Origin of the sequence: Phaeodactylibacter sp. (genome assembly GCF_040219495.1) — a bacterium.
Taxonomy (GTDB): Bacteria; Bacteroidota; Bacteroidia; order Chitinophagales; family Saprospiraceae; genus Phaeodactylibacter.
In genome coordinates, this window is record NZ_JAVJSK010000155.1 from 175,111 (window position 1) to 194,006 (window position 18,896).

The following is an 18,896-nucleotide window of genomic DNA, read 5'->3' on the forward strand; positions in this document are numbered from 1 at the left end:
ATTCAACCCGGATTAGTCGACCCGGATGTAAATGAAGAAGTTCATGTTTTTGGGGCGAGTCTCGGCACCCCCGGTGTTATCTGTTGTAAAGGAGTGTTTATGTGGATTCATCGTATGAGAATGCGCCCCATCATTCTGAGTACTCAAGAAACCATCGTTTGCAGAACCATCAGCGACATTTCCATGGCCAGTATCACCGTTAGAATATCTGATAAGATGATTATGCTCTCCGCCATGCTGCACGGTGGATGTGGTGTTATCCGTTTCACCAGTATGCTGATGTTCCTTAAACTCATCAGCTTGTACCGAAGGTGCAGACATAGCGACACGTCCAGGGTCATTGCCCTCGTTGTACTCTGTAGCCCTTACGAACAAACCGCTCATATCCGGTACACTGCTCCAGCCATAGGTGTCCGCCAGCTTGGTCCCCGGGATAGCCCGCCCATCCATAGGTACCCAGCAGTCGCCGTTTTCTTCGGCAAAATCGGTGGGGTTTAGTATGGAGTGCTTGATATCGCCCACGGAGCCGGAGCAGGTTTCTGTGCCCGAAGTCAGACGGATGGCCTGCTGTGCGGTGCTCACGGAGAGGGAGTATGGCGAGTAGGTCATTTGGGTGCGGGGGAAGAGCTCATTGCCATTGATCTCCAGTGAGAGGTAGAGGGCGGTGACGAAGTCTTCTGGCTCCAATTCCTCGTTGGTACCGAGGAGGTAGTTGTACACCCCGCCGCGCACCTGTACATCGGCGGTTTCTTCATGTTTTACGGTCCCGCCGGTCATATCATCGTAGAGGCGGAAGGTGATGGTTTGCTGCCCATCGTCTACCGCCAGGCTGTTGGCATCTTTCAGCGTACCTTGTATGCTGATCTTAAAGTCTTCATCCTGAGCGGTGGCGGTGAAAGCCAGGGCCGTAATCAGGAATATGGCACAAAGTGTTTGTAGTAAATTTTTCATAATTTATGATTGGTTGAAGAACGAAGAGCAGGTTGACCACGGGAGAAGTCCACGAAAGATCAATCTGAATTAAGTAGGTTATCAGTTTTGACATTATTGATTGGCAGGGAGGGAATCCTGTTGGGTCAAAAATAAATCTAACAAAAAAGCGAAATGGTAAAATGTGGCGAACGCTGCCCCAGGTGTGGTAAACGCGATGATAGCTGTGGCAAACGAAATGGAGGAGAGCCTTTTGCTGGTCACCTTTTCTGGTTTTACTGAAAAAATATCGGAAAGGCGTTATTTTTGGGGAGACAACGCCCAATAAAGAATGATCGCAAACTTTAAAACGCTCATCAGTAACATGGCTATGGCTATCCCGATTTTTTTCATTTCTGCCTGGCTCGCTTGCGCTGTTCCGGGATACAAATTAAACAGCGCCCGAATACCCTGCTCTATTGGCACCTCGCTATTGTTCAAAGCCATGGGATTTGCAATTCTTCTTTTGCTGCTTCCTCTTCTGGTGCGATCAAATAATGACCAACCTAATATTGACAGCCTGAAACAAGTACTGGCTGATGCCCGGGGCATAGATGCTGCGAATACTTTAAAAGCTTTAATTGATGTCACCTGGAATAGTGAGCGGGAAGCAGCATTTGAATACATAGAGCAATTAGACGAATTAGCGAAGCAGCTAAGCATAGACAGTATTAGTGCTTATGCTACCTACAGAAAAGCCATTGTAACCTATCTCGATGGAGACTACCAAAGGGCGGCAGACGAATTTGCCGGTGCCGCAAAATTATACCTCAATAGTAACCAACAAGGGGATGCGTTGCAGGCTTCGGCCCGCGAAGGGGTGATGTACAGCCTTATGGGCAATAATGACAAGGCTGCCGCTATCTACTCGGCTGCATTGCAAAAAGCAGAAAAGTATGGTAAAAAAGAGGCTGAAGCTTATCTCCTTTCCCAGTTGGCTACGGTTTACCATTACAAAGGCGTAAAAGACTCAGCGGAACTGTACTACCAAGCCTCTATTGAAAAGTACGACGCGTTGCAGGATTCCAGCGGTCTGATGCGGTCTATGAACAATCTCCTTATACTCCGGCGGGAAAACTATGACCTGCCTGGCACGCTTGAGGTAATCCAATCGATTTACGACTTCCACCTGCGCAATCAGCGGTTCGATAATGCCGCATTTACGCTGTGTAGTAAAGGGGATGCCCTTCACAACATGAGACGCAGTAACGAAAGTTTTGATGCCTACTCTGAAGCTTTCGAACTAGCGCAAAAAAACGGTCATAAAAGAGCTATGCACAGTGCACTCCTGGGCATGGCCACAATTGAAATCGATCGGGATAACCCTCTAAACGCAAGAAGCTACCTAACGGAAGCCTTTGGCTATTTTTCAGGCGAAGCGGATGATGCCAATGGTACAGCAAATATCCTGACAGATTTGGGGTACACCTACTTAATGACAGAGCAATATGATTCAGCGGCGTACTATTACAACAACGCCCTTGCTCTTGCTGACAGTCTGCAATTCGAACGCTACCGGGATCTGGCCCTCGTAGGGCTGGGGGAAGCACGCCTCAAACAGGGCAAGATAAAGGAGGTTAAGGCTATTTCCAGGCGGCTTGCAGATTTGTCCGAATCCTTTGCCTCCCCCAAACTGCTTTATTCTTACTACGCTCTGGAAGGCGCGCTCCGGCTCGATCTTAAAGACTACTCCGGTGCCATTCCCTTCCTCTCGGATGCTTATAACTACAATATGGAAACGGGGCGCCCGGTCATCGCGCTTGAGAAAGCCATGTACCTGCTCGAAGCCTATAAGGAGGTGGGGCAAACTGCGCAGGCACTGGAGTATGCGGAGATCATCAACCGGCTTAAGGATACCCTGAATAAAAGCCAAGACCTGGAGCGCCTGGCCGAGCAGCGCAAAGACTTTGAGTTCCAATTGGAAAGGCAAAAGCTGGAGGTGGAGAAAGCCAAAGAGGAGGCCATTCTAAAAGCCAGAGCTACTCAGAATATGATCATCGCTCTTGGCGGGCTTGCTCTGGCTGCCCTTGGCTTTGGTTTTTTCTGGAATACCCGACGTAGGAATCGGACTATCGCCAGACAGAACGATCAGCTACAGCGCCTCAACGAAACTAAAGACCGCCTCTTTGCCATCATCGGGCATGACCTGCGCAAGCCGGCCATTGCCTTCCGGGGCATCACCAAAAAAGTCAACTACCTGCTGCGCAAGAAGGATTTCCGCACATTGGAACAGCTCGGGGAAGAAATTGAGCAGGATGCCGCCGGGCTTAGTCAGCTCACTGAAAACCTGCTCAACTGGGCCCTCACGCAACGCGATGTCATGCCCTATCAGCCTACCCAAGTGAAGCTTCTGCCACTACTGGAAGATACCGCTGCGCCATTTCAAACCGCCCTGCAAAACAAGCACCTGGATTTGGAATGGGCCATACACGATGACACAATCGTATTTAGTGATGCCAATGCGCTGAGCACCATCGTGCGCAATCTGCTCGACAACGCCATCAAGTTCACACCGGAAGGCGGCCGGATCACCATCGAAGGCACCACCGATGACGGCTTGTTCAGGCTAAAAGTCCGAGACACCGGCGTGGGCATACCGCCCGAAAAACTAAAGGAACTCTTCCTACTCAAAGAAGGTCGTACCGAAGCCGGTACTGCTGGTGAAAAAGGAGCCGGGCTGGGCCTACACCTCGCACAGGAACTTTCAAAACTGAATCAATCCACGCTTGGCGTAAGCAGTCGTATTGGAAAAGGCACTATATTTACCCTCAGCCTGCCCCTGAAAGCAACTTAACCTCATACTGATGTCTCTAACACCACTAAAAATTCTGATCGTTGAAGACAACCTCTCTTTTGCCCTCGAACTGGAAATGCTACTGGATGAGATGGGTTATACCGACACCCTACGCGCCGACCACTCCGGCACCGCACTCGACTACATCTACAGTCAGGAGCCCGACCTCATCCTGATGGATATTGATATCAACGGCAATCTTAGCGGGCTGCAACTAGGAGAAAAAATCGCTCACCTCGACATTCCCGTTCTTTACATCACCGCCCTGCAGGATGCCCCCTATCAGGAAGCTTCCCGGCAGTCCAACACCATTGGTTATTTGGTTAAACCGGTGCAACCGCTTACCCTTCGATCAGCTATTGACCTGGCCATTGCCAAAGTACAGGCGCAGAAGGAAAGCGAAAAGGATATCAGTATTGAGAACCATGAGCATTTTATCACCCGGCAGTTTTTCTTTTTCAAGAAGCGAAATATTTACTACAAGGTCGCCATTCCGGACATCCTCTACGCCCAGTCGGATGACAACTACGTCAGGGTGCAAGTCCTTAATACGGATACCTTCACCCTACGCATCTCGCTCAAAAAACTTGAAGAGTTACTGCCCTCACAAACCTTTTTGCGCATCCACCGCCGCTATATCGTTGCCGTCAACCACATTTATGCCATAAATTTTCAGGATAGCACCCTCCTGATCAACGATACAGAGCTTCCTGTAAGTCAGGCCAACCGTAAGGAGCTGGAGGAGCATGTTCAGAAGCTGGGGTAGTAAAGAGATGCATGCTTTTTTAGACTATGTTTGGAGCCTGGTCCTATTTTTAGCATCTACGCTCTATTCTCATAAGCCCCTCTTCGCAAAAGGAGACGGAACAATCTCTAAGTTAAACAAAACAGTCATGCAAATCGCCATAGAAATCTCCATGTACCCCTTCCGCCCCGACTACGAGCCACCTATTCTTGACTTCATTGACCAATTAAAAGAGGCGGAGGGGCTGAGGGTTGAAGTCAACGACATGAGCACCCAAATCTTCGGGGCATTTGATACGGTCATGCCCAAATTGCAGTCGGCCATCAAGGAAGCTTTTTCGGAAGAGCAGGTGACCGTGATGGTGATGAAGGTGCTGCATGTGCCCGAAGGCTAGCTTTGGGCAGGTTGTCACAGTGAACCTAGAGCAGAGCGGGGAAGCTCTACCCCAGGGCCAACAGACCTTGTTTTTTGTATCTTGTCCCAATGAGCAATCTAAAAAGACGGCTAAGCTATTTCGGGCCTGGTTTTATCGTCGCAGCCACGGGTGTGGGCGCAGGTGACCTGATCGCAGCCTCCGTAGCTGGCGCACGTTATGGCACGGTCATCCTGTGGGCGGCTCTGCTGGGGGGACTGTTGAAGTTTGCCCTCAACGAAGGCGTGGCCCGATGGCAGCTCGCCACCGGGGAGACCCTACTCGAGGGCTGGATCAAATACCTGCCAAAGTGGGTGTCCTACTACTTCCTGGTTTACCTTTTGCTCTGGTCTTTTGTAGTGGCAGGCGCACTGATTTCCTTCTGCGGGCTGGCGGCACAAACGTTACTCCCCATTCACCCCGACGAAAGCACCGGCACTTTTATCTGGGGGGCCATACAATCCGGGCTGGCCGTAGCCCTGGTGCTGGCCGGCAGCTACCGACTGCTGGAACGGCTGATGAAAGGGTTCATTGGCCTGATGTTCGTGGTAGTCATCAGCAGCGCCTGGGGACTGGCCGTCGACTGGGGAGATATCCTCACGGCACTGGTCTTTCCAAAGTTGCCCGATGACCCGGAGGCGGTATTCATCACCCTGGGGCTGATTGGTGGTGTAGGCGGTAGCGTCACCTTGCTGAGCTATGCTTACTGGCTTGCCGAAAAGGGATGGACGAAGCCCCGCTTTCTAAACCACGCCCGCATCGACCTCGGTATCGCCTACACCCTGACCAGTTTGTTTGGCATTGCCCTGATCATCATCGCGGCCGGGGCAAGCCCAGAGCGCATGGAAGGCTACGGCATGATCCTGAGCCTGGCAGATCAGCTCTCAACGGTTACCGGGCCTATTGGGCGCTGGGGGTTTCTGATTGGCTTTTGGGGAGCAGTTTTTTCCTCTATGCTGGGCGTCTGGGACGGTGTGCCTTACCTGTTTGCTGATTTTGTGCGCACATTTAGCGGCAAGCCAGTCAAGCAACAGCTCCTGCGGCCTACCCTTCCCTACCGCTTATTTCTGGGCTTTCTGGCTGTGCCACCGCTCGCTATCGTCTGTTGGAGCAAACCCGCTTGGATCGGTATCCTGTACGCGGTGACGGGGGCCTTCTTCATGCCCTTCCTGGCAGCACTGCTGTTGTATATGAACAACTACCCTGCCTGGACCGGTACTTCCCGCAACGGCTGGCTGGCCAATATCGGGCTCGCCCTAAGCCTTCTGCTTTTCCTGGCACTTTTCTTCATCCAAATCACCTGACAACTATGCTCAATATCGAACAACTCAGAGCCGATACGCCCGGTGTACAGCACCGTATCCACCTCAATAATGCCGGGGCCAGCCTGATGCCCAACCCGGTGCTGGAAGCCGCACAACGCCACTTGCAACTAGAGTCAGAAATCGGTGGATATGAAGCCGCCGCCCTTGTCCGGGAACAAAGTATCGGCTTTTACGAATCTGTTGCCCAACTGCTGAATGCCAAACCGGATCAAATTGCCTGGTCCGGCAGCGCTACGCAGGCTTACAATACGGCGCTATCCGCTATCCCTTTTCAGGCAGGAGACACTATTCTGACGACCGAAGACGACTATGTCTCCAATCAAATTGCCTTTTTGCAACTCGCCAAACAGTACAACATTAAATTGCTCCGTGCCCGCACCCTACCTGAAGGCGGGGCCGATACCGCACACCTGAAAGAACTGATTCATACCCACCGCCCCAAACTCGTAGCGGTGACGCATGTGCCTACCAACTCTGGCCTGGTCCAAAACATCATGGGCATAGGAGAAATCTGCCGGGCCCACGGCGGCTACTACCTGGTCGATGCCTGTCAGTCGGCCGGTCAACTGCCCCTCGATGCGGCCGCGCTTCACTGTGATTTCCTGACCGCCACTTTCCGGAAATTCCTCCGCGGCCCGCGTGGGGCTGGTTTTCTATACGTTGCCGGCCGGGTACTGGAAGAAGGGCTGGAGCCTCGGTTCATGGACCTCCACAGCGCCGCATGGACAGCACCCGACGCCTACCGCCCCCGGAAGAGTGCCGTGCGCTTTGAAACCTGGGAGCGCTCTTATGCACTCGTCCTGGCAGCCCGCGCCGCTACCCATTATGCTTTAGCCCTGGAACTGGAGCCCATTGCCGCGCGTGTATCAATGCTTGCTGCCCAATTGCGGGAAAAGCTGGCCGGGCTGAGCGGAGTCCGGGTACTTGATCATGGGCAACAGTTGTGCGGTATTGTTACCGTAGCGCTGGAAGGCTACAGCCCGAAGGCCATCATACCCGACCTGAATCAGCACGGCATCAATGCCTCCGTTTCCGGAAAATCAGGTGCTATGATCGACTTTGAGAAAAAAGGCGTAGACTGGGCGCTGCGCTTTTCCCCACACTACTACAACACCCCTGCAGAGCTGGAGCAGGTCGCAGATACCCTGCAAGCACTTATGTCTCAGTAAAACGCTACCGATGCTGCCTGAACTATTACCTGTCAACCCTCAACTGGAACTCGTCCGCCCCGAGCTGTCGCACGCCACGCCCCTGTTCCACCTTATCGATCAGAGCCGGGCAGCCCTCGAGCCCTGGATGGGCTGGGTGAAACAAATTCATACGCCCAAAGAGGTCCACCGTTTTTTATTTGACGCTATCCGTTTCAACGAAGGGCAGCAGCGTTGCACCTTTTTGGTACGCTCCGACCAACAACTCGCCGGGCTTGTGAGCCTCGTCCGCATCGAATGGGCCCACCACCGGGCAGAGCTCGGCTACTGGCTGGGCAGCAGCTTTCAGGGCAAGGGCATTGCCACGCATTCCTGCGCACGCTTGCTGGCCTATGCCTTTGAAGAGCTTTGCCTCAACCGGATCGCACTGCGTACTGCAGAAAACAATAAACGTTCTCTGGAATTGGCCCGAAGGCTCAACTTCACGAGTGAAGGCCACCTCCGGGAAGCCCTTCACAAAGAGGGTGCTTATCAGCATTTACAGCTGTTCAGCCTCTTGCGCAACGAATGGAAAAAAGATTTTTTTTGATATTCCCGCTCCATTGATTTGTTTGCAACAAAAATTTGTTTTAACTTGCAGTCAAGTTGATTGTTTTTGTTTGTTTCATGCTGTGATCAGCACGAATTAAATCCTCAAAATTATGATCCGAGAAGACAGGCGGGAATTGAATGAAAGGTTTATTACGGTTTTTAAAATGCTGGAAGAACGGGGCGAGATCGTCAAAAACGACCGCAACGGAAAAGGCATGGGTGATTTTGCAGAACGCATCCTGGGCAACCGTGCCTATGGTCATATTATTCGTGCCTTCCTCAACCCGGATGATAAACGCTGTATTGATTACCGCCACGCCCGCTTTCTTTGCCGGGAGTACGGTGTCAATGAGTCTTATATGATCGACGGAGAGGGCGAGCCCTTCGGGTTGGAAGCGCCTAAGTACGATCAGGTGATGGAGGAAGCCCCCCGCATGGGCGGCAACATTATGTTTACGACGACCGAGGCCTTTGCGGGCTCCACCGTTAGCGCAGAAAGCTTCTCCAAGGAGGAGAATACTTTCTTTAGCATTCCGGGGCTTTCCGGTGCAAGTCTGGTCGCCTTCCCGATTAACGGTAACAGTATGGAGCCGGTTATCATTGATGGCGACATGGTGATCTGCCGTGAAATCAGTGGCCTACATGAAATACGGGACAACAAAATCTATGCAATTAAAAACAATGGTCAGCTCTGGGTCAAGTATGTTCAGCGGGTAACCGATAACCGTGGCAGAGTGACACGCCTGAAGCTAATTTCAGCCAACCATCTGGAACACGACCCCTTTGTGGAAGAAGTGGGGGAATATACCCGCCTCTATGAGGTGGTGCGCCGGATTAGTGACCTCTAAAAGGGATGCCCGGAGCACTTTTCCTTGCAAATCAATACTTTCATAAACCCATGTTATCCGGTTTTCCCGGTTCTTTGAGCGCGGCCCCGGAATGAAGCCAACAAAGGTTTTGATTGGGCAGGATCTGAGAGATGCTATTTTTGGAGCACCTTTACGTTGCAAATTAGCGCTTTATGCCCCCCCGCAGAAATGCGGGGCAGGCTATGGCTAACGGTTTTTTCGGTCACTTAGCCCGCTAAATTCCCTTCAAAACCGTTAGCCAGAACCATAAATCACTGATTTTTCACAGGTAAATCACCTCCAAACATACTCTAAAGCTCTGAGGGCTTGTTCTTTTGCATTGAGATCGATAAAAGGAGGGCGACGACTCCCTGATTTACACGTATTTATTTATTGCATAGCAGAAGCCGGTTTTGGCTTTTACCAATGGGTTGTATGGGTTCGAAGAGAGCCGGTTGAACCCTAACCTTGCTATGCCCCAAGAACATATTAATATCCTGCTGTTTTTTGATTGGCCTCCCGGGTAAAACACCCGGGAGTTTTTTTATGCGCTTAATAAAGTTTATGAATGCTGCAGGAAATGGATCAACGTAAAATTGCAGCAAACCCAGAGCTTCCAAGCGTGAAACATGCTGCATGATTTCGGACTAGTCAGACTAGTTCTACCGAATCTTTGCATCACCTTTCTAAATTTTTACTTATTTTTGATGGTCAGGCGTCGCAGATAAAAAATAAAGCGGAGCCCTTCCGTCGCAGTGCCAAGTCAAACCACAACAGAATATTAATGACGACAGTTGAAATCAGGCCCCGGTTCCAACGGCAACACAACGCAAGCGCCGAGCAGGTGATAGAGCGCCTTAGTGAAGCCCTGCAACAAAGCGATGGAAGTGTACAGGGTTCCGTAATGGACCACCACATTGTACTGCGCATACCAGTAGAAGAACAACATTACTGGTCCCCTCAGCTCAGCCTCACGATCGAAGACAAAGCGGACGAGGGGGCCCTTATCCGGGGGCTCTACGGGCCCCGGTCTTCCGTATGGCTCATGTTCGTTTTTTTGTATTCCTCCCTTGGGGCGATCAGTCTCTTTGTGGCCATCACCGGGTTTTCACAACTGAGCCTTGGCATGTCAGCTCCGGCACTGTGGGCACTGCCCGTTGCAGCGGTCATCGCCCTGACATTATACCTCTTTGCAAAAGCCGGCGAGCGCCTGGGCAAAGACGAAATGCACCGCTTACGCAACTTTATGGATGCCGCCCTGGTTGAAAAAGAAGCAAAAGCCAGCATTCGTGAAGTTTCCTAACCTGAAAGAGCTCCAATCTTATGTTCCACAAACCGGCCGCATATCGTGGCTCGGTAAACGCCCGGAAAAGAGAAGCCCTTTAGTCCCCTGTGAAGCCATCCGCATTACCCCTGATGGAGGCATTGAGGGCGACCACTACAGCCGTAAGGGTGGAAAGCGGCAAGTCACCCTCATACAGGAAGAGCACCTGCATGCGGTAGGTGCCATGTTAGGGCAAGACGGTATTGACCCCGCTCTGACCCGCCGCAATCTGGTCGTCTCCGGTATCAATCTGCTGTCGCTGCTGAAGCGGCAAGTACAAATTGGAGCGGAGGTTGTCCTTGAGGTAACTGGTCATTGCCACCCCTGCTCCCGGATGGAAGACAACCTGGGCGATGGAGGCTATAGTGCCATGCGCGGGCACGGTGGCGTTACCGCAAGCGTCGTCAAAGGGGGAGTCATCCGGTTAGGGGACACCGTTTGTGTCTTTGAATCCAAAACTAATCCAAATGCCTAAATCCGTAGAAATCCTATGCCCTAAGTGTGACTGGAAACCCGATGGTAAAGCCTGGTGGGTTTGCACCTGTGGGCATCGCTGGAACACTTTCGAAACTGCTGCACGTTGCCCCTCCTGCAAAAAACAATGGGAAAAAACCCAGTGCCCCACCCCGGCTGGTGGATGTGGTACCGAAAGCCCGCACCTCGACTGGTACCGCGGGCTCGACGATTGGCTGGTCGAAGAACTGGAACAGCTTACTATTTTGCTGCCTGCTTAGACAATGTTTGGAGCTTGCTACGATTGCAAACCAAGGACTTTTGAACCCCGCAGAAATGCGGGGCGGGCTCTGGCGTCACCTTTTTTAGCTTATTTGACCCCGCAATTCTGCAGGGCAGGCTCCGCCAAACGCGCAAAAAAAGGTTTAGCCAGAACCATAAATCACTGGTTTTTAAAGGTAAATCACCTCCAAATATACTCTGAGCCTTAAATAGTTAGGCACTTATGCATAAATTGGCTGGCAAAAGTTAAGGGGCTTCCGCTTTCCCCCAAATAATAGTAACTTTGAAAACTGTTCCATCAATCCCAAGGACATAAAAAATATGTGGCGGACCTGTTTCCTCTTTTGTTCAGCCCTGTTGTGGGGGCCTTCTTTGCTTTTCGCACAGCCCTGCGGGCTTACAGACACGCTGGGCATTGCTCTAAACTCAAGCCCTACCTATACCTATCAGGTTGTAGATATCTTCAATGATGACCTTAGTGCAGCAGACCAGGGCATATGTGGCGTAGAAATCCGCTTTGCCCATCAGTATGTCGACAATCTCGTACTTACCCTGACTGCACCGAACGGGCAGGCCGTCACCCTTATCGGCCCCAATACAGATCAGCAGTTTGAGTTCACTTTTGGCTCAATCTGGGATATCAGTTTTGTGCCCTGCCTGGAAACCCCCGACCCTGATCCCGGCTCCCTCTTTGGCTGGGACAACAACCAAACGGGGAATTTTTCCAACCTTAACCTCTACACCGGCTCCTACTATCCCTATCAGGGCTGCCTGGAAGACTTCAATGCAGGGCCGGCTAATGGCACCTGGACTCTCAACATCGGGAATACGCCTTCAGACTACATTGGGGAAATCACGTACTTCCGTATTGAGTTTTGCGATGCCCGGGGGATCGACTGTTGCTTTGCGCAGGGCGGCAACCTGTTTGCACAAGATATCCTGACCTGCGAAGGCGATAGCACCCTGGACATAGACCCACTGCTCGCCTTCGATGATGGGCAAACGCCGGATACCGCCATTTACGGGTACACCTACCTGCTTGGACAAGATGGCATCCTCCTCGATACCACTGACCAACCTGACCTGACGGGCTTCGCGCCGGGCAGCTACCAGATATGCGGACTGGGCTACCACCTCGAAGATGCAGACAGTATCCCTATGCCCGATGGTACCCTTACCCTGGACAGCATCCGCAACAACCTCGATGGCCTGGAGCCACGGTTCTGCGGAGCACTCAGCGATAGCTGCATTCAGGTGACCATCTTACCCCTTCCTGCCACCGAGCTCCTGGAGGAAACCCTTTGCCTGGGCGACAGCCTTATCGTTGGGGATACCATCCTGAAAAACACCGGCTTCTATGAAATCGAATTAATGAGTTATGCCGGTTGCGACAGCCTCGTGCAGGTAGACCTGACCGTACTGCCGCCCCTTGAAGTCAACCTTGTGGATACCCTATGCCCGGGGCAGTTTATTCAGGTTGGGGGCAATATTTACAATATGACTGGTACTTACCGGGATACGATTACCTCCGCAGCTGGCTGTGACAGCATCGTCACTCTTGACCTCACGGTGCCACCACCTAATATCGTAGACACTACCGTGACTATTTGCCAGGGAGAAAGCTTCGCGGTTAGGGACAGCCTGCTGACTGAAGCTGGCTTCTATAGTTTCTTCCTCACTTCCGCCCTGAACTGCGACAGTACCCTCAACATCACATTGGAAGTACTGGAGCCCATTGCAAGTATCGCCCCTGCCTTTAACCTGACCTGCATCACGTCATCCGTAGAACTCAATGGCACAGGTTCCACGCCCGCCGGTCAGCTCAGCTATCAGTGGTATGCGCCCGATGGCACAACGCTCGGCACAGCACCAACCCAAACCGTCGCTCAGGCAGGCGCTTTCGTCCTGGAAGTCAGGCAAGTCTCGACAGACATGACCACCTGTACCACCTTTGATACCCTTGTGGTGGAAATTGACACGATCCCCCCTGTGTCCGATGCCGGCCCGCAGGACACCCTCAACTGCACACAGGGACAGGTGGAGCTTGGCGGCATAACCACCCCCGACCCCAACTATACTTACTTTTGGTATACACCTGATGGTAATATTGTGAGCGATGTTTTTCAACCTACCGCCGTTGCCAACGATCCAGGCAGTTATTTCCTCGTAGTAACCGATATAGACAACCGTTGCAGTGATACCTCTATGACAACTGTGCTGGAAGACCAGGATTTACCTTCCGTAGAGCCCGGTACCGACACCTTGCTCTCCTGTCTGTTTCCCGAAATCACTTTGGATGGCAGTGGCTCCTCCGAAGGCCCAAATTTTGCTTATGAGTGGAGCGATGAGGCTGGCAATCTGCTTCAGGATGGCACAACGTTATTTCCGGTGGTCAGTCAGGGCGGCACCTATCAGCTTATGGTGGAAAACACCCTGACGAATTGCCGGGACTCGGCGACGGTAATGGTCGGATACGATACAATTGCTCCCAGAGTTAACCTTCCGATACCTGATATTCTGACCTGCACGCAGCCCACGGTGAGTTTTTCCGGGAGTGTGGTTGGCGCTGGCCCCGCTCCGGTGTACGCCTGGTCTTCTACCGAAGGCAATATTCTGACCGACCCTAATGCGCTGACCATAACCGTAGACCAAAGTGGCGTGTACACCCTGATAGCAGAAAACAGCCTGAATGGCTGCCAGGGTACGGCTAATACCACCGTAATCGAAGACATTACTGTTGTCAACGCAGTGCTGCCTGCTCCAGACACCCTAAGCTGTGCTCAGCCAAATCTCACCCTAATGGGCACCGGCTCCTCCTCTGGCCCGAACATTACCTACACCTGGTCTGGCAACCCTCAGGCGCCGGCTTCCACCGATGGGTTCAATGCCAACGTTGATGCGCCAGGCGCTTATCAACTGATTGTAACCGACACCACCAATTCCTGTGCAGATACTGCTGTTGTGACCGTTGCGCTAGATACCCTGCAGCCTCTGGCAACTGCCGGGCCAGACCGGACACTGACCTGCGATAGCACAACTGTTTTACTAGATGGTAGCGGCTCCAGCCTGGGTATTCAATTTGACTATGACTGGGTGGAGATCGTAGGGACAGGCCTGGTAGACACCAACACCCTGCAGGCCACCGTAGGCAGCCCCGGCGTATATATGTTGGTGGTGACGAATACGCAGAACGGCTGCTTCGACACCGCTTTCGCTGTTGTCAATATCGACACCCTTTCCCCCGGAGCTGCACTGGCAGCCCCCCTGCGGCTCAATTGCACGGTAGCGGAGGTCCCACTGGACGGTAGTAATTCCGATACCGGCCCTGGCTTTAGCTTCAGCTGGAGCACAACCGGTAACGGCAGTTTTGTTTCGGGCACCAATACCCTTATGCCCACAGTCAATGCAGCCGGCATCTATCAACTGGAGGTAGAGAACGATAGCACCGGATGTACGCAAACCACCCAGATTCAGGTCTTTCAGGATACCCTGCCCCCGGTAGCCAATGCCGGGCCGGATACACTGATCAACTGCCTGCAACCTACGGTACTGCTGGGCAGCAGCAATACCAGTCAGGGGCCGGAAATAGTGTACAACTGGTCCGGGCCAAACGGAGGGATCACCGGCCCTGCCAACGAAAGGTTTGCAGTAGCCAATGCACCGGGGACGTACATCATCCATGTTCGGAATACCACTACCGGTTGCGAAGCTACCGATACGGTTGGAGTAACCGGAAACTTCAATTTCCCCGATGCCATTGCCGGGGCCGATCAGGAATTGGATTGTGCCCTTCAACAGGTCATGCTGAGTGCAACGGGCAGCACGATCGAAAATACAGTTTTCAACTGGTCCGGCCCCTGTTTATCCGGTGATCCGGCCGGTCAGGACATCACCGCTACCTGCGACGGCATTTATATCCTTTCTGTAACGGACTCTCTGAATGGTTGCACCGCCACAGATACCGTCACCGTGACCCGCGACCCCCTGAGCCCCAATGCCATTTTACCGGATACTATCGTACTTTCCTGCACGGAAGGCACTGCTTTACTGGATGCAACAGCTTCCGAAGGCACTACCTTCGATTGGTTCTTTAACGACAGCCCCATCACCCCAGCCGGGCTAAGTTTTACGATCGACAGTGCTGGCATCTACACCCTCATTGCCAATAATACCGCCGGCGACTGCCCGGACACGGCTTCTGTTGCCGCCACTTTCGACTGTAGCCCGGGCTTGGTCATCGCCGCGCCTGATACCCTCACCTGTACCGTACAGGATATCATGTTGGATGCCACAGGGAGTGAAAGTGGCCCGAACATCGTCTATACCTGGATCCCGCCGAATGCCGGCTGTATAGAATCCGGGGAGACCACTCTGCAGCCCATTGTGCGCTGCCCGGGCACCTATCAGTTCATTGCCACCAATACCACCTTCAACCTGAGCGATACCCTGACCGTAGTGGTGCCTTCCAACACCATTGCCCCCATCGCCGAAGCGGGCGCCGGGGATACCCTGACCTGCCCGGAACCCACCACCATCCTAAGTGCAGCAGGCTCCTCCTCTGGCCCCGGTATTGGTTACACCTGGACCAAGCTCGATGACGAGACTTTTGTCAGGGACAGCTTCAGTATTTTCGTGAATGACGCCAGCACCTACTTTCTGACCGTTTTGGATAGCACAAACGGGTGTTTTGCTGAGGATATCGTCGTGGTACAACGCAGTGACAACCTCCCTGATTTGAACTTCAGCTCTACCATCATCCCTTGTATGCAGGACTCCTTCTGGCTACAGGCTTTTGTGGTGCCTCAGGGGCCGCAGTACGTATACGCCTGGGAAGGCAATGTGATCCTTGATGGAGCAGACAGTGTGACCGTCTTGCTGGATACTGCAGGTACCGTCCGGCTCACGGTGACCAATCCCGCAAACAACTGCTCAAGCTTTCGGGATGTTCTGGTGACTCAACAAGAGTGTGTCCCCTGTCTGGATAGCATTCCCACCGACACCCTTACCTGCAACGTTCTGCAGGTCGCCCTCAGTGGTAGTTTTTGCGAGCCCTGTATCGGTTGTACCGTCAACTGGACCACCACCGAAGGAAACATCCTAAGCGATCCCGACAGTCTGGAAATTGTAGTCAATCAGCCCGGCCTTTACACCCTCAATGCTACAGACACCCTTGGGTTTTCAGCCAAGGTCACCGTTACTGTAACTGAACTGGCGACGCCACCGGATTTAACCGCCGGCCCGGATCAGGTACTCAATTGCCGGGACACCTCTGTAGTACTTACCACCTCTACTCTTCCCGGCGCTGACCTGGCCTTTCAATGGTCCACTACTGACGGTGCCACACCTGCCGAAGATACCCTGACTTCCATCACTGTTACCCAGGCGGGGCTGTACACTATTGTAGCAACCGACCGCTTTACGGGATGCGAAGCCATAGATGAGGTCTTAGTAGAAGCTGACACCTTTCCCCCGCTCACCGATGCCGGCCCGACACAAGTTTTAAACTGCAACACGCCTACGGTAACCCTGGACGGTAGTGGATCAGCTTTTGGCAATGCCATTTTGTACGCCTGGAGCGGCCCTGTAGCCAATATCCCTGGAAGTACCACATTCAACCCATCCGTCAACACAGCCGGCTGGTACGAACTGATGGTCACGGACACCACCACCGGCTGTACGAATGTCGACAGCGTGCTTGTAACTCAGAATACCGATTTGCCAGCCATCCCCTCCATACCCGATACCGTAATAACCTGCGGCTCCCCATCGGTAGTCTTACAGGGGAGCCTGCCCGGCGACACCGGTTACAGTTCCTGCTGGTACCGGCTGAATGAGAATGGTGACCCTACCGGCCCCTGTGTGCCCACCCTCAGCATCGACGTCAGCCTCCCCGGACTCTATGGCTTCGAAGTTCAGAATGACACCTCGGGGTGCACCAGTACTGTTACCGTAGAAGTTACCCAGGACACCCTCTCCCCTACGCTTGAGCTGGCAGATACGCTACTGTTCCCCTGTGCTACCGACAGCTTAAACATCACCGCAACCGGTAATCCGCAGGGCAACCTCATTTATCAATGGAGTAGCTTGGGCGGCTTCCCAATACAGCAAGCGGATCAGGCTACGGCTACGGTCTTCCAGCCCGGTGTTTACCAGGTTCAGGTAGAACGCACAGACAATGGCTGCTCGGTAATGGGCACGGTCTCCGTAGAAGCCGATGACCGCATCCCGGTGGTCACAGCCGGCCCTGACACGCTGATCACCTGCAACAACAATCCAATCCGGCTCAGTGCCAGCGCAATAACAGATAGTGGGATGAGCGACCTGCTTTGGACAACGGAAGCCGGGCAAATCATCTCCGGGCAAGCAACCGCCACCCCACAGATTGGTGCTGCAGGCTGGTACCTCATCTCCGTTACCGATCCGGAAAGTGGCTGTAGCGCGGTGGACTCTACCTTTGTTGCCGACGGGCAGATTGCACCGGAAGCCGGTCTTTCCAATCCCGACCTGCTCACCCTTAACTGCGCTATGGACAGCCTGCTTATGGATGGCACGGCAACAACGGGTGGTACCGGAGCCGGGTACAACTACCAATGGCGGCGTGGTGCATTCAACACCATTGGGACCGCACCCCAGCAATGGATTTCAGAGGTAGGGAGCTACCGCTTGATTGTACAGGATCAGGGTTCCGGGTGCCTGGACACCCTCGTTTTCCAAATCAATGGCGACTTTAGTGCCCCTTCTGTTGAAGTGGTGCCCCCATCAAGGCTCAACTGCAACCGGACAACTGTTCTGCTCGATGGTAGCGGCTCGGAGACAGGCCCCGGTCTGATGTACACCTGGCAGGACAGTAGCGGGATCGTTATTGCCCAGGATTCCACCAGCATAGAGGTAAGTATGCCCGGCCCTTACACCCTGCTTGTCACGGATACCACGAACGGCTGTTCTTCCAGCGAGACGGTGATCGTCGACAGTGATGCCAATTTTCCGGAAATTGTTATTGCGGCCCCTGCAGAGTTGAGCTGTAGCCAAACCAGCATTACCCTCAACGCCACGGCCTCCTCCGGAGAGGGGCCCCTGCTATTCAACTGGTCTGCCGGCGCCGGCGCTGCAATAGAAGGCCCAACAGACCAGCCCACCACCATGGTTACTGCTGAAGGCTGGTACGTACTCACCCTCACCGACCAAAGCAATGGCTGTGCACTTACCGACAGTGTAGAAGTTACAGCATCCTCTCCTTTGATCGATACCGTAAATTGGCAGACGGAAAGCCCGGCCTGCCCCGGAGACCGGAATGGTTCTATTGCACTGGATGCAGTGGCCGGAGGGACCCCGCCTTTCGTTTCTGCCATCAATGGAGGTGCACTATCGATGGACAATGCCTTTGTCAACCTGACAGCAGGCTCCTACCCTATTTTGCTGGAAGATGCCAATGGCTGTCAGTGGAGCTCCATCGTCAACATAGCGGCTTCCAGTGGGATTGATATTGAGCTGGGGCCTGATACGACTATTCAACTAGGGCAGCAAATCACCCTTTCGGCAATGACCCTGTCGGGCGTTGCGGATTCTATTTGGTGGTGGCCATCGCCCGGTATTCAGGAAGGCGCAGATTATACCGTAGCCCCAACCCTTACCACCCTTTATCAGGTATGGGCTCAGGATGGCAATGGTTGCCAGGACCAGGCGCAGGTGACCGTGAAGGTGACTAAAGACACTCCTGTGTATGCCCCTACGGTCTTTTCGCCTAATGGCGACAACAATAACGACCGCTTTGTGCTGTACAGCCGGGAAGACCTCGGCACCCTGACGGTATTCCGGATTTTTGACCGGTGGGGCAACCTCGTGCACGAAGTCCGGGAATGCGCCCTCAATGATGAAAACTGTGGTTGGGATGGCACATTCAGAGGAAGTGAAATGGACAGTGATGTATTCACCTTTTATGCCGAAATTAACTTAGCAAGCGGAGGCACCACCATTATCTCAGGTGATGTCCTCCTGCTGCGATAGT

13 protein-coding genes are annotated in these 18,896 nt (G+C 53.1%); 11 read left to right on the forward strand and 2 right to left on the reverse strand.

All coding sequences use genetic code 11. The features are described 5' to 3' along the window. Positions 1-12: 12 nt before the first annotated feature. Together RIC19_RS24985 and RIC19_RS24990 are read right to left on the reverse strand one after the other, a co-directional pair. The gene (locus tag RIC19_RS24985; RefSeq protein ID WP_350181121.1) at positions 13-951 is read right to left on the reverse strand and encodes a DUF8740 domain-containing protein; all 939 of its coding nucleotides are present in this window, start codon (positions 949-951) and stop codon (positions 13-15) included. A 279-nt stretch (positions 952-1,230) separates the two neighbouring features. After that, a complete protein-coding gene (locus RIC19_RS24990; protein WP_350181122.1) occupies positions 1,231-1,410 on the reverse strand; it encodes a hypothetical protein in 180 nt (59 codons plus the stop codon). 4 nt (positions 1,411-1,414) lie between these two features. Here RIC19_RS24990 and RIC19_RS24995 point away from each other — a divergent pair, with 4 nt between their 5' ends. The 11 genes from RIC19_RS24995 (at position 1,415) to RIC19_RS25045 (ending at position 18,895) form a co-directional block, all read left to right on the forward strand. Continuing rightward, the gene (locus RIC19_RS24995) at positions 1,415-3,763 is read left to right on the forward strand and encodes an ATP-binding protein (RefSeq protein WP_350181123.1); all 2,349 of its coding nucleotides are present in this window, start codon (positions 1,415-1,417) and stop codon (positions 3,761-3,763) included. A gap of 10 nt (positions 3,764-3,773) precedes the next feature. Beyond that, positions 3,774-4,529 carry a LytR/AlgR family response regulator transcription factor gene (locus tag RIC19_RS25000; protein WP_350181124.1) on the forward strand — a complete coding sequence of 252 codons (756 nt, stop codon included), beginning with the start codon at positions 3,774-3,776 and terminating at the stop codon, positions 4,527-4,529. Positions 4,530-4,656: 127 nt separating this feature from the next. Next, entirely contained in the window at positions 4,657-4,902 is a 246-nt protein-coding gene (locus RIC19_RS25005; RefSeq protein WP_350181125.1) for a YkoF family thiamine/hydroxymethylpyrimidine-binding protein, read from the forward strand. 89 nt (positions 4,903-4,991) lie between these two features. Then, a complete protein-coding gene (locus RIC19_RS25010; protein ID WP_350181126.1) occupies positions 4,992-6,224 on the forward strand; it encodes an Nramp family divalent metal transporter in 1,233 nt (410 codons plus the stop codon). A 5-nt stretch (positions 6,225-6,229) separates the two neighbouring features. Beyond that, positions 6,230-7,414, forward strand: a complete 1,185-nt coding sequence (locus tag RIC19_RS25015; protein WP_350181127.1) for an aminotransferase class V-fold PLP-dependent enzyme — start codon at positions 6,230-6,232, stop codon at positions 7,412-7,414. A 10-nt stretch (positions 7,415-7,424) separates the two neighbouring features. After that, positions 7,425-7,982: a GNAT family N-acetyltransferase gene (locus tag RIC19_RS25020; RefSeq protein ID WP_350181128.1), complete on the forward strand. Its 558-nt coding sequence runs from the start codon at positions 7,425-7,427 to the stop codon at positions 7,980-7,982. Positions 7,983-8,094: 112 nt separating this feature from the next. Then, positions 8,095-8,832, forward strand: a complete 738-nt coding sequence (locus tag RIC19_RS25025; RefSeq protein WP_350181129.1) for a S24 family peptidase — start codon at positions 8,095-8,097, stop codon at positions 8,830-8,832. A 784-nt stretch (positions 8,833-9,616) separates the two neighbouring features. Further along, positions 9,617-10,135 carry a hypothetical protein gene (locus tag RIC19_RS25030; protein WP_350181130.1) on the forward strand — a complete coding sequence of 173 codons (519 nt, stop codon included), beginning with the start codon at positions 9,617-9,619 and terminating at the stop codon, positions 10,133-10,135. Continuing rightward, positions 10,122-10,631: an MOSC domain-containing protein gene (locus tag RIC19_RS25035; RefSeq protein ID WP_350181131.1), complete on the forward strand. Its 510-nt coding sequence runs from the start codon at positions 10,122-10,124 to the stop codon at positions 10,629-10,631. The genes RIC19_RS25030 and RIC19_RS25035 overlap by 14 nt, the downstream gene beginning before the upstream one ends. Next, positions 10,624-10,890: a hypothetical protein gene (locus RIC19_RS25040; protein WP_350181132.1), complete on the forward strand. Its 267-nt coding sequence runs from the start codon at positions 10,624-10,626 to the stop codon at positions 10,888-10,890. The genes RIC19_RS25035 and RIC19_RS25040 overlap by 8 nt, the downstream gene beginning before the upstream one ends. Positions 10,891-11,212: 322 nt before the next feature. Next, positions 11,213-18,895, forward strand: coding sequence for a T9SS type B sorting domain-containing protein (locus RIC19_RS25045; RefSeq protein WP_350181133.1), 7,683 nt, complete (start codon positions 11,213-11,215; stop codon positions 18,893-18,895). The last annotated feature ends 1 nt before the right edge of the window (position 18,896 follow it).